At 62.0% G+C, this 12772-nt stretch carries 9 protein-coding genes and 1 pseudogene; 4 read left to right on the plus strand and 6 right to left on the minus strand.

Features of this window, described 5'->3' with window-relative positions; all coding sequences use genetic code 11:
• Window positions 1–2 precede the first annotated feature (2 nt).
• From AWB78_RS03340 to AWB78_RS48150, 4 genes and pseudogenes are all read right to left on the minus strand, one after another.
• Complete coding sequence (locus tag AWB78_RS03340) at window positions 3–1595, minus strand: EH signature domain-containing protein (RefSeq protein WP_157697401.1); 1593 nt, start codon at window positions 1593–1595, stop codon at window positions 3–5.
• Between the two features lie 77 nt (window positions 1596–1672).
• On the minus strand, window positions 1673–2431 hold the full coding sequence (locus AWB78_RS03345) for a flagellar motor protein MotB (RefSeq protein WP_062602223.1): 759 nt from the start codon (window positions 2429–2431) through the stop codon (window positions 1673–1675).
• 18 nt (window positions 2432–2449) lie between these two features.
• On the minus strand, window positions 2450–4624 hold the full coding sequence (gene zorA, locus AWB78_RS03350; protein ID WP_062602225.1) for an anti-phage ZorAB system protein ZorA: 2175 nt from the start codon (window positions 4622–4624) through the stop codon (window positions 2450–2452).
• 492 nt (window positions 4625–5116) lie between these two features.
• A pseudogene (locus AWB78_RS48150) lies at window positions 5117–5620 on the minus strand (DUF1993 family protein).
• A gap of 145 nt (window positions 5621–5765) precedes the next feature.
• On the opposite strand from AWB78_RS48150, the gene AWB78_RS03360 reads away from it, so the two are divergent.
• Window positions 5766–6668 carry a LysR family transcriptional regulator gene (locus AWB78_RS03360; RefSeq protein WP_332460074.1) on the plus strand — a complete coding sequence of 301 codons (903 nt, stop codon included), beginning with the start codon at window positions 5766–5768 and terminating at the stop codon, window positions 6666–6668.
• Between the two features lie 16 nt (window positions 6669–6684).
• Here the strand turns inward: AWB78_RS03360 and AWB78_RS03365 are convergent, their stop codons facing one another.
• Complete coding sequence (locus AWB78_RS03365) at window positions 6685–7203, minus strand: winged helix-turn-helix transcriptional regulator (protein WP_062602229.1); 519 nt, start codon at window positions 7201–7203, stop codon at window positions 6685–6687.
• A 154-nt stretch (window positions 7204–7357) separates the two neighbouring features.
• On the opposite strand from AWB78_RS03365, the gene AWB78_RS03370 reads away from it, so the two are divergent.
• From AWB78_RS03370 to AWB78_RS03380, 3 genes are all read left to right on the plus strand, one after another.
• Window positions 7358–8530 (plus strand): MFS transporter, encoded by a 1173-nt coding sequence (locus AWB78_RS03370; protein WP_062602231.1) that lies wholly within the window; start codon window positions 7358–7360, stop codon window positions 8528–8530.
• A 54-nt stretch (window positions 8531–8584) separates the two neighbouring features.
• Entirely contained in the window at window positions 8585–9382 is a 798-nt protein-coding gene (locus tag AWB78_RS03375) for an isocitrate lyase/PEP mutase family protein (protein ID WP_062602233.1), read from the plus strand.
• A gap of 72 nt (window positions 9383–9454) precedes the next feature.
• Window positions 9455–10195, plus strand: a complete 741-nt coding sequence (locus AWB78_RS03380; protein WP_096031739.1) for an SDR family oxidoreductase — start codon at window positions 9455–9457, stop codon at window positions 10193–10195.
• Between the two features lie 47 nt (window positions 10196–10242).
• Here AWB78_RS03380 and AWB78_RS03385 read toward each other — a convergent pair whose 3' ends face one another.
• On the minus strand, window positions 10243–12612 hold the full coding sequence (locus AWB78_RS03385) for a two-partner secretion domain-containing protein (RefSeq protein WP_082883221.1): 2370 nt from the start codon (window positions 12610–12612) through the stop codon (window positions 10243–10245).
• Window positions 12613–12772 lie beyond the last annotated feature (160 nt).

The following is a 12772-nucleotide window of genomic DNA, read 5'->3' on the forward strand; positions in this document are numbered from 1 at the left end:
CCTCACTTGATCCAGAAGCCGCTGCCTTCCTTGTATTTGAAACCCATCTCGACGAGTTCCTCGGCAATGCGCGGGCTGCGTTTCGGGTCACTCAGAAGAACCCACAAGGCTCCTCGCTTGGGGCGGTTGTCTTCGTAGGAGATGCCGTGCTTCGCGCACTTTCGCAGCAACTCCTGAATCTCCCAACCGTCGGGTCGAGCGACGCGAGGGGTAGCGATTCTCTGCGACGACGAGGGGCGAGACTGACCGCTTGCAATGGATGCTTCGGGCGGGTGCCCATTCGCGGACCTCTCATCAAGAAGCCGGCTGAGCACGGAATCGAATCGATCTTCCCAACCTGAATGATGCGAATGCTTCTCCAGCATACGATCGGTATTCTTCAAGTCGCTCAAATCAAAAGCACGTGCGCTCAACGTGACCGGAACAGTCGTATTTGAGAAGAAGAAGCATGCGTTTCCGGTCAGACCAAATTCGATTACGATGAGCGGGCCTATCCGCATGATGAACGCGTTGTTGTCGGCGGTGGATTTTTCGAGCACGCGCTCCCTATTGCCCATGCGCTTCCGCACATTGCTAAATGCCGCCGTCCGGTTGTTTCGCGCGTCCGCGCCGAGCACGAACCACATATCCGAAATCTGAGGCTCCCACTTGAGCCAGTAGTGAAGCCGCCGCAAGTCCGCAGCCCCATCCTTCGCCAGCACCTCGAAGAAGTCCTTGATCAGACGGCGCTTCAGCCATCCCTCGACCATCTCGCGCGCCGGTTCGTAGCCGACGCGGGCGTGCCAGGCAGTAGGATCGAGCCACGGATTCCCGATCAGCGCCACACAGGTATCGCGCAGGCCGTCGTGTTCCGGTCGGCTCCGGCACTGCGCATAACGCTTCACGATCATCGCGGTCGCGCGCACGGCGAGCAACTGCGGCAGCTTGATATCCGCCCTGCCGTTCAGGAACGGCAGCACACAGCGCAAGGCGTCGTAGAACTCGGCGTCCCCTCGCTCGCAAACCGAGCGGACATAGGCCATCACTACTTCGTCCCATATCCACGAGTTCGACTCGATGCCCAGTCCACCGAACAGCGCCCGCAGTTCATCCGTTTTGCCCGCCTCGAACATGTCGGCATAGCGTCCGCAGGGATTGTCCGTGAGCAGATTCTTGTGCTCGTTGAGCGTGCCGAGCCAGTCCGGCACGAACTCGCGCGATGTGGCTTTCGCATGCATCGCCGGCAAGCGTTCGCTCAGGTAGCGCCGCAGATTGATCCAGTTCTGATGCGCCTGAGACTTCTCGCCGGGATCGCGCCGAAAGCCGAAGTAGCCTTGCAGCAGCCCCTGGTAGCACTGGCGAAAGCGCCCTTCCTGCGTTTCGTAATCGCCCAGCACCTTCATTAATGCCTGAAAGAGCGCACGGTCGTCGATGATCCGTACGCCATCCTCCGTATCGTCGTGCGGCACCGTCACACCGTAGCAGACGTACTTGACCTGGGTCGGACTCAGATCGGTGCGCCTGGCAAAGAATGCCCGCAGCGCGATCTTCAATTGATCGAGCGATGGCGCATCGCTGCGGTCGCCGAAGGCTTTGCGAATGTCGCGCAGCGCCATAGCCATGTCGCGCGTTTGGCCCCACGCGCCGGCACGCTCGTGCAGCATGGCCTCCAGCACCTTCCTTCCGATGGGTGTCAGCGGTCGATCAGCGGGCATCGTTCTTTCGGGTCGAGCGCTTGTTCGAGCGCGACGTCATCGTTTTCGGGCGACACATGAGCGGCTTCGTCCTTGCGCTCCTGGCGTGACTTGAATTCGAGTTTGAATTCGATGCGTCGGCTGTCGTCTGCCGTCGCGCGCAACGAGTTGAAAGACGCGCCGCCGACGAAGAAACGTGTCGCCACCAACTTGCGATCCGCAAACGACAGCATCGGCTCGTCATGTCCCGGATCGCGCAGCAGTTCGCACAGCACGCGCTCGCTGCGCTCGAGACTCAGATTCAGGTTGAACAGATATTTTCCGCTTCGGCTTGCGTAGCCTTCAACGGTCGCGCGCTTGAACCAGTTCCTGCCGGCGTCGGTCGTACGCAACTGATCAAGAAGACGCGGTGTGAAGTCGCGCAGCAGTTCGCGCTGCGGCGCGGAAAGCATGTTCTGCCCTTCGCGCTCGAACCGGCCGCGCGGTCCAAAGTCGATCGTCGTGCCGATCACGCGCACCCCCTCGAACTGGTTCGCAACGCGCTCCACTTCCTTCATCAGCGCACTGATCTGCTCGGAGCGCTCTTTCTCTTCACGCTCCGCCTCCGACACGTGCTTCGTCACCGCCAGCAAGGCGACGCTCAGCGCAACGAGGAACAGCACCATCAGCGCCGTCATCAGATCGGAGAACGATATCCAGAACGGTTTCTCGCCTTCATCACGGTTGCGCCGCCGCGCGGGTGTTTGAATGCCCAGCATTTCTTAGTCCGCCTCTCGTCAGACGGCGGCCGGCAATCGGTCGAAGACGTCGCCCAGATCGGAGATGGCTCCCTTCAGAATCCCGGTCGCTTGCGCAAGCTCGGTGTGGAACGCACTGTTACCCTCGCGCAAGGTCCGCCTGATCTGCTCGGCGAACTCGCCGTGAACCTTGCTCATGTCTTCGACGAGGTCGTCAAGATGCTGGCGGGTCACGCCCTGTGCCTCGCGCATCGACTTGCTCGCATGATCCATCGACGCAACCAGATCGCGCTTCACCGACGCCTCCCGGGAGGCGGTCTCCACTACGGCCCGCAGTTCGGTGAGCATACCCGCGAGCGAATCGCGCACGGTGCGCTGATCGGCGAGCACCTGTTGCACGCTGCCGAGCGAGCTCGTCAGGGAGGCTGCCGCCTGATTGAGACGCTCGGTCGTGCCGTTCACGCTGTCGCTCGCAGCCTCCATGGAACGAAGGTTGTCGGCGAGGCGTGCGGACGCGTCGTGCAAACGTTCGGCGCCCTGCCCCATGCGTTCGATGTTGCCGTGGGTCGCGGTGTTGAGCTTGTTCACCGCATCGAGCATCGCCACGCTGCCGCGATTGACCGCCTCGGTCACCTTCGCGATCTGGCCGGTCTGTTCGTCGAGCAGGCCGGCGATCTGCGCCGCGAGCTGCGCCTGACGCTGTCCATGTTCTTCCTGCGCCGAAGCGCTCTGCTGCCTCAGCGACTCGATCAATTCGCCTGCCTGGTCCCCGAACTGGCCGATCACGCGCGTCGAGGCTTCTGCCGCTTCGCTCTGGCCCTTCACCATGCTGGCGCGCGCCTCTTCGATCCAGGCGCGCATCTGCTCGCTGGCCTCGGTCTGACGCGCGGCCGCTTCTGCGTGGCTCGCGTGACTCTGCTCCTGAAGACCCTTCACGAGCGACGACGCGCTTTCGCTCAACTGACGCATCATCTCCTTGGTCAGATCGGTCGATTCCGCCTGACCGCGCGCGACATTTTCCTTCAGCTGATCGACGAACGCACGCATCTGTTCGTTGCTCTCGGATTGCCGTGCCTGCATATGCTCCAGCGCTTCTTCGACACGCTTGGCCATTGCATCGGCGGCACCTGCGCCGGCCTGCTGGATCTGACTGGCGAGCGCCTGGAAACCGTGCGATGCCGTTTCGATGGTATTGGCTGTTTTGAGCAGCATGTCGTTCATGCCGCGCAGTTGCGAACCAAACATGTTCTCCATTTGCGCGGTAAAACTCGACAACACGTCGGTAAGCAGCCGGTTCACCGCTTCGCCCTGACTGTCGCCAACGGACTGCACTGCGTTCGAAATGCGCGCAAGCGGTTCGGCGAGGCCCTCGGTAAGGCTCGTGGTAATCGACTGTCCGAGTGCGGTACTGGTATGGGTGATGGCCGCGATCTGCTGCTGCGTCAGTTCGCTCAGAACCTGCTTCAGGTCGGTAACGAGCGATTCTTTCATCTGCATCGCCTGCGTGGCCGATGTTTCGGATGCCTCGACGAGTCGCTGCAGATACTCCTCGCCCGCGCCGGATTCAAAGAGGCCGTCGATATCGCAGCAGAGTCTATCGAGCAATGTGTAGAGCTTGTTGACCATGGCCTTCTCGATGGTGGTCACCACCATGGCGAGGGCAATGGCCAGCCCCGAAAGCGAAAACGCACCGCCCACGCTCGACACCAGTGATTCGAGGCTGCTGCGCACCACCTGCGGATCGTCGGTGATCTTGAAGCCGTTCAGGCCGAGAATCAGCCCTGAGAACGTGCCGATGATCCCGATGCCCGTCAAGATACCGGGCAGATGCTTGTAGAATTCCGTGCGCAGCGGTGCGTCGATCAGAGCCTGCTCGGTAAAGAATGTGCTCGCGGTCGCTGTCGCGCGCCAACGGCCTGTTTCCGTCATGCCCGCCGCATCGACGCGCTTCTGAGCGTGAAGCGTGTCGCGGTATTCGTCCCAGCAGTGCCCGAACCCGGTCCCCTTCATGACCTCCTCACCGATGCGGTCCGCATCAATGCGCTCGCCGGCGCCCTTCAGGGCTTTCAGTACGCGCGCGGCGCGGCCGAATTCGCGCCGCACACGAAGGAAGGGGAGGATGAATTGCCCGATGAAGCACGCAAGCGCGAAGCCAAGTGCCGATAGAACAAACACGTGAAGTACAAAGGATAACGAAACAGAAGCAATGCTCATGAGCGCATGAATCTGAAAATAACGAAGTCAAAGCGAGTCTGTATGCACGAACGCCTGGACGTGATGACACCATACGTGATGACACCATCCCGGTTGGCACAACAGTTCGACCGATGAGTAAGCGCGGCGCGCAAGCGCAAGGGAACGCGCGGACCCGACGTCAGGAAGACGACGGCTAGTTGAAGTGATTCACGCTTTTAGTCTCTCAGTGTTTGTTTCTATCTTGTGCGCTCGACAGAAATCGAAAAGCAACGTCTCGAGCAAGTTTGTCTGGCTCCGGTTTTCATGTTTAGCGGCAGCTTCGAGCAATTCCTTGAAGCGCGTCGATACACGATAGCTAACCGATATTCTTTTTGTGAGCATATAGGTCTCCAAACGCAACGCTACGTACTATACACGAGATGTTTCAGATTGTAACGTGATGTAACGAAAAATGAAGCACTGGCTTTCCCGGTTCGCCCTCTTCAGCAACGACTCGTGCCGTTCGGCCACTCAAGCGTTGAAGGCATTGACCGGACCGATGAAGTCCCTCTCCCCGACGTCGACTCCGCTGATACGCAAAATCGCATAGTCCATGGCGACATGGAAGTACACGTTCGGAATCACGATTTGCGGCAGATAGTTTTTTCCAGTCAATTTGCCCCGCACCCACGACACTTTCACGACCTGAGTGGCCGCGTGGTGTATCGCTCCGCCGCCACGCTCTCGACGAAGTCGATCGCCTTGCGGATGCGCACACGCGCTTTCTTCGATCGTTCGCTAGTTATCTTCGTGCTGCGGAGGCTGCTGCCCCGAGAGCCACACGGCGCCTCCCTTGAGATAGTCGAAAGCGCCTTGTATCTGATAAAGCAATCCGCCCGTGTCCGGGGCGAGGCGCGTAGATAGCAGGACCGCGACATCGAACTTCTTCGCGCTCGCGAAGCGCTCAGCCTTGTCGAGATACTTCTCCATCGTTCTGACTGCTTCCACGCATTGCGCGATAGCCCGTGCATACATTGCGGATCTCCAGAGTCAGATGCTTACGCACAGCCGCGCTGCCGCATGACAGGACGAGAGATGACATCAAGCCTTCGCGGACCACTTCCCCTACAATACGGCGACCAATTCCACGTGAGCACGCGCGGTGGACCGACTAGAAGCCATGGAAATGCTGGTGACCGCGGTGGACGGGGGCAGCCTGTCGGCGGCGGCTCGCAAACTGAAAACACCGGTCAGCACGCTTACCCGCAAGGTCGCCGATCTTGAAGCGCTGCTCGGAACCCGGCTGCTCATACGAACCACCCGCAAGCTCACGTTGACCGACGCAGGCATGTCGTACGTCGCGGCAGCGCGGCGCATCCTCGAACTCGTGCGTGAACAGGAGCACGAAGCCACGGGCGAATTCGCGACCGCACGAGGCGAACTGGTCGTCACCGCGCCCGTGCAACTTGGCCGCCTGCATGTGCTACCGGTCATCAACCGCTTCCTCGCGCAGTATCCGGACATTACGGTTCGGCTCCTTCTCTCCGACCGCAACATCGACCTCATCGACTCGCACGCCGATCTCGCCGTGCGCATCGGCGAGCTGCCGGACAGCAATATGATCGCCACGCGCATCGGCTCGTTGCGGCCGATCGTGTGCGCGAGTCCGGCCTTCCTCGCCAGGAGCACGCCTCCGCGCGAACCCGACGAACTCGTGAAGTATGCGTGCGTTGTCTTCAATAGCCCGTACCTGTCGCCCTGGCGCTTCCGGCTTCCGTCGACTCGAAAGGTCTATGTGCTGGAAGTGAAGCCCCGGCTCGAAGTCACGTCGCCCGACGCCGCCGTAAGCGCCGCGGCGGACGGCGCGGGCATCACCTACGTGTTCGAGCACGACGCCGACGAAGCACTCCGCAGCGGACAGCTCGAAATACTCCTGCCGCAGTTCGAGATCGACCCTGTGCCCGTGCATCTGGTTCATGTGTCCCGAAACCTGATGGCCATCAAACTGCGGCATTTCATCGACTTCGCGGCGCCGAGACTCAGGGAATCTCTGTCCCGCTTCGGCAAGCAAAAGAAACGTTAATCTTCGGTCGTCAAGCTCACGATTCCTCGCCCGGATCGCCGAGCACCCGGTCATTGCGGTTTTCGATGACCTTTCGCGTTTTCTTCGTCGCGCCGGGACCGGCAGCGAAGCGAACGTCCCGATAGCCCAGCGCATGCCCACCCGCCCCGCGAACCTCCAAGGTCTCGACGGGCGTTCCGCTCGCATGTTCGACCAGTGCGATAGGCGGCTTGCCATTCGGCCTCAGCCATCTGTCTCCCCACTGCATGAGCGCGACCAGCACCGGGTACAAGTCCGCTCCTTTCGAGGTCAGCCGGTAACCGAACGTATTCGCGCGTTCCGCAACCGGGAAGCGTTCGAGAATGTCCAGCTCGATCAACCGCTCGAGCCGTGCCGTCAGAACATTTCGGGCGATACCCAGCCCGCTCTGGAACTCGTCGAAACGCCTGCTGCCCTGCGTGCACTCGCGCACGATCAGCAGCGTCCACCACTCGCCCACCTCGTCGAGGGCGCGAGCGATCGAGCAATCCATTTCGTCGAAACGTTTTCTGTACATGATAGGCACATCCTAACTCGAGTTTCATGACGCAACTTAACCATTTTACGGGGAACAGCTTCCCGGTTTCGGTCGATAGTGCGATCCAGTCGGCTCCCCTATAGTTTCGTCACGCAACGCAATTCGCAATCTCTATCCTTCGGGAGAAGTTGAAATGGATCGACGACTACTCACTCTTGCACTCGGTATGTTCGCGCTGGGGACCGATAGTTTTGTCTTCGCAGGCATCCTGCCTGAAATTGCCCATTCGTTTGGCGTGAGCATTGGTGCAGCGGGTCAGTTGATCAGCGTCTATGCACTGAGCTATGCGCTGCTGGGTCCGACCATCGCCGCGCTTGCTGCGAACGTCGGACGTAAGCGCCTGCTTTTGAGCGGCATCGGCCTCTTTGTGATTGCCAACCTCGGCACCATCGTGGCGCCGAACCTTGGCGTCGCTCTGGCTACGCGTGCTCTGGCGGGCCTCGGCGCCGCGATGTTTTCGCCGACGGCCAGCGGCACGGCCGCGGCACTCGTGCCCCCGGAGCGACGTGGATACGCGTTGTCGATCATCGTGGCAGGCCTGACCACCGCTACCGCGCTCGGCTCGCCCATCGGTGCCGTCATCGGCGGCCTCGCGGGCTGGCACTGGACGCTGGTGCTCGTCGCCGCGCTCGGCGCAGCGGCATTCTTCGGCATCCTCGCGTTCATGCCCGAGGTGCCGCTGCCGCCGGCCATCTCGCTGCGCGCACGTCTGTCGCCGCTGACCGATGCGCGCGTCGGACTGACGCTCGCGACGACGGTGCTGGCTCAGATCGGCACCTTCATCATCTTCAGCTACTTCTCCGTCGTGTTCGATCGTGCGACCGGTCGCAGCCCAACGGTGCTGGGCGGGCTACTGGTGCTGTGGGGCCTGGCCGGGACGTTCTCGAACCTGCTGACGGGGCGCATTCTCGACCGGATCGGTTCCCACAGGGTCGTCATCATCAAACTGGCTATCGTCGCGGTCGTCATCTTCACCATGCCGATCACAAGCGCCCATCTTTGGAGTGCCGCAATCGCTGTGACGATATGGGGTGCATGTGCGTGGGGCGTCCTCGTGCCGCAACAGTTCCGCCTCGCAAGCCTGAATCCGCCGATGACCGCGGTGCTGGTCGGCCTCAACACGTCAGCGACTTATGTGGGCGTGTCCATCGCCGGCACGTTCGGCGCCGCCGTGATCCCGCTTACCGGCAGCCACAACCTGGGCTATCTCTCCGCGATTCCCGTCGTGATCGCGATCCTGGTGTCCGGGCTTGCCACGCGGCGCATCGCATCGTTCGCGGTATCAAAAGGCGCGATGGCGGCCTGAGTCCGGCCATCGCACTTCGCAGCGCCCATTCATTCGACATTCGAGGAAACAGTCATCTCCAAAGCGAGCACGTTCCGGCAGTTACACGACCATTCGACACCGCTTCGTTTGCCGAATGCCTGGGACGCCGGCAGCGCGCGTCTCATCGAGGCACAAGGCGCATCCGCGATCGCCACGACGAGCGCAGGCTTTGCGTGGGCGCTGGGTTATCCCGACGGGCGCATGCTTCCGTTCGATGAAGTCATCGCCTCGGTTCGACGCATCGTCCGCGTGCTCGAAGTGCCCTTGTCCGTCGACGTCGAAAACGGCTACGCCGACGATCCCCAAACCGTCGCGGACCATGTGATGCGACTCGTGGATCTGGGCATTGCCGGCATCAATATCGAAGACGGACCCGACGCGGCGTCGCTTCTCGCCGCAAAGATCGAGGCGATCAGGAATGCCGTCGCGAGAGCCAGCCTTGATCTCTTCGTCAACGCGCGCAGCGATGTCTTTCTTGCCAACCTCGTCGAGAAAGCAAAGCAGCCGCAAGAGGCGATCACTCGCGGCGATCTGTATGCGTCGGCGGGCGCGGATGGTCTTTTCCTTCCGGCGCTCGTGCAGCCGTCCGACATCCAGACGATTGCCGGTGCAATCCGGCGGCCTCTGAACGTCATGGCGCTCCCGGGCCTGGCCGATGCAGCGACCCTCGGAAAACTAGGGGTGCGCCGGCTCAGTGCGGGCAGCGGCATCTCGCAGGTCGTGCTCGGCAAGGCGAAGGCAATGGCAGAGGCGTTTCTCGCGCATGGCCGTTCCGAGGCACTCGATGACCGGCCGTTGCCGTACGCCGAGATTCAGCATCTTTTCGCCTGACGTACCGAGCGGCAAGCAGCGGGCAAGTTGCGAGCCGCTCATTATTGTAACGATCAACACACAATGGAGAGCATCATGACGCTTAGTGGAAAACGCGCTCTGGTCACCGGAGCGAGTCGCGGTATCGGAGCTTCGATCGCCAAGGCTTTGGCGGCTGCCGGCGCGGATGTCGCCATCACGTATGAAAAGTCTTCAGAGCAGGCTGCGGACGTTGTGAAGGCGATCGAGGCCGAGGGCCGTCGCGGCATCGCGATTCAGGCCGATAGCGCCGATGCATCGGCCATTCACGCATCCGTGCAAGAGACGGTCGAAGCGCTGGGCGGCCTCGATATTCTCGTCAACAACGCCGGCATTCTGCGGATGGGCAATGTGAAGGAAATATCCATCGAAGACATCGACGCGACGCTCAACGTGAATGTGCGAGCGCCCATTCTCGCGGCAAAGGCGGCGATCCCTCATCTCAAAGCGAATGGACGCATCATTTCCATCGGCAGCTATTTTGCCGACCGCGTTCCCGCGTCGATGCTCGGTGTCTACTCCGCCTCCAAGTCCGCGCTCGTTGCACTCACTCAAGGCCTGGCGCGGGAACTCGGCCCGCACGGGATTACGGCGAACCTGGTGCAGCCCGGCTCCATCGACACGGACATGAACCCTGTCGAAGGTCCGTTCGCGGCGACGTTGAAATCGCTGACGGCCACCGGCGATTACGGAAAGGGCGAGGACATCGCTCAAGCCGTGGTCTTTCTTGCGAGCGCCAACGCCGGCTACATCACCGGCGCGACGCTGACGGTCGATGGCGGCGCCAACGCCTGAACGTTGCGGGCCGGTCGAGGGCCGGCCCGATCCGCAGCAAAGATATCTCAGTGCGCCGTCAGTTGCCACTGCAACACGGGATGCGTCGCGCCCGCCGGCATCGCCCAGACGCCTGAAGGCCCGAAGCTCCACGACACGAAGCTCGCCGGATTGCTCATCTGCGCCGTGGTCAGTCCGTTCGTCGCGGGCGGCGCCGTACCGCCGTCGTTGATATGCACCGCGTTCAGGTGATTCGTCGTTTCCTTGTTCCAGTACACATCGTTGCGGATCGTCCCCGAGTTCAGCGTGGCGATGGCCCCGTTGGTATCGGGCGTCGGTCGATCACTCGACCACCCCACGGCAAACGACTCTTCGATGATGCCTGTGTTGTCGTTCAATTCGACGAGTGCGCCGTCTCCGATCAGGGAGCCGACACGACCCGTGCCATAGGATTGTTGAATCAACCCGGTGTTCCTGGCGACCAGTCCGCCGCCGCTCGTATGCGAGCCGCCGACGTTGATCGGGCCGGTCGCGTAGGACTGCACGATCCGGCCTTCGTTGTTTTCGACGAGGCCGCCATAGGAGCCATTGCCGCCGACCGATGCGCCGCTCCACGACCGTTCGACGGTGCCTTTGTTCCACCCGACGAGACCGCCGCCCACGGCGCCGCCGAATGGCACGCCCGATCCTACTCCACCGGTCGACCATGCATAGGCGACGACGCCATCGTTTCGACCGGCGAGCGCGCCGTAACTGCCGCCAATACCGCCCTCCACCGCGGCGTTTGCAACCCCGAGGTTCCGTACGACGCCGGTCGTTCCAATGACACCGAACAGCCCGGCATACGGCGCATACGATTGATCCGGCACCTGGATGTTCAGGTTGCTGACGACATGGCCGAAGCCATCGAACTGTCCGCCGAACGGCGCCGCGTCGGTCGGGGCGATGAGGCTGAACGACGTGCCCGCCGCCGTCTTCACGTCGATGTCCTTGCCGAGGGCGTAGTTGCCCTTCAGATCCTGCGACACCTTCCCGAGGTCCGCCACGTTGTTCACGAGCTTGTACGCCGTGATCTGCGTGATGTGGCCGCTGAAGGGCGCGGCGGTCCAGCATCGATTGGCGAGCAGCGTTCCAGCCGAATAACTGGCGTTCATGTCGTAGAGCAGACTGACGATGCCGCTGCTCCTCGACCAGTCGATCGTGCCTCGATTGCCGATGCCGCCACCGTTATCGATGCCGGTTGCATCGGCGCGAACGGTGAGGTTGCCGCTGCCGGTGTTGCGGATGGCCGCGCCAGAGACGACGAACACGCTATGCGCGGAATTCAGCGCAAGCGATGCGCCGCCTTGCCACTGGATGTTGCCGCTCACCGTGATATCGCTGTTCGCGCCCGTGGTCGCGACGTCCACGGATGTGCCCTTGCCCAGGCTGCGCGAGATTGCATTGGCGCCGTTCGCGTCGATGGTGAAGGTCGGTGCGCTCAAGGTCCAATGGCCCGCAAGCACCGTCGCACCCCCGGCGTCGAGCGTCGTTGCGCGCGTGTCGACGGCGCCACCGCTACCGTCCGCATTCTTCGCGATGATCGTGCCGTTCGCATGGACTTCGCCCTTGTCCGCGACGAGCCAGACATGGCCATCGCGCGTCGCAGTGCCGGTCGCGCGGATCGCAGCGCTGTTGCCCGCGAGGGCATACACGTTGCCATCGGCCGCTTGCAGGCTGACTTGCGCCGCCCCGATCGTGCCCGCGTTTATCACCGTGCCGCCGCTTCCCGCCTGCACGAAAATCTGCTGGCCACCGGACGCGTCCTGCAACAGCACCTGATTGCCCGTCGCCAGTTCAACCGTCCCCTTCGGCGCGTCGATGCTGCCGGCGTTGATCACCGCCTTGCGCGACACGAGCAACACGTCGCCGCCGCTCGAACCGATCTTGCCGAGATTGATCACCACGCCATTGCCACCGCCTGAAAACGTAAGCGGCCCGCCTTGCATGAAGGCATTCGGATCGATGTTCAGTGCCGATGCCACGAAGCGCCCGCCCGTCGCGACCACGCCATTGGGGGCCACGAGCACGCCTTGCGGATTGATGAGATATACACTGCCGCTCGCGCGCATCTGCCCCAAAATCGCGGACGGATCGCCGCCCGTCACCCGATTGAGCGTCGCGCCGCTGCCATTCTCAAAGATGACCGTGCGTGACGACCCGATCGAAAAGCTGCGCCAGTCGATGACGCCGCGCGTCGACGTCTGATTGATCGTGACCGACTGGCTGCCGGTCGTTATGGCGCCGTTGCCCGCGACGAACCGCCCCCCGCTCGGCAGCGGCGGAGCGCCCCATCCCGCGATGGCATATGCGGACGCCAGGCCAAGTACGAACGGACGCATCGGAAAGCTGAATTGCTGTAGGGTGCGAATCCATGACCACCGCGTCAAGCGTTGCATGTTTCCCTCCTATGCCCTGACAACCGCTTGCGATCCGGTCGGGCATCCAGTCCCCCGTTCAGAAGTGGCGTGAAGAGCATAGGCTTTATCGCCTGCAACATTGCACCCCTAAATATCATTAGCTCCCCTGAGCACTACTCGACCGCAATCGCGAACTAAT

It is taken from the genome of Caballeronia calidae, assembly GCF_900044055.2.
Lineage (GTDB): Bacteria > Pseudomonadota > Gammaproteobacteria > Burkholderiales > Burkholderiaceae > Caballeronia > Caballeronia calidae.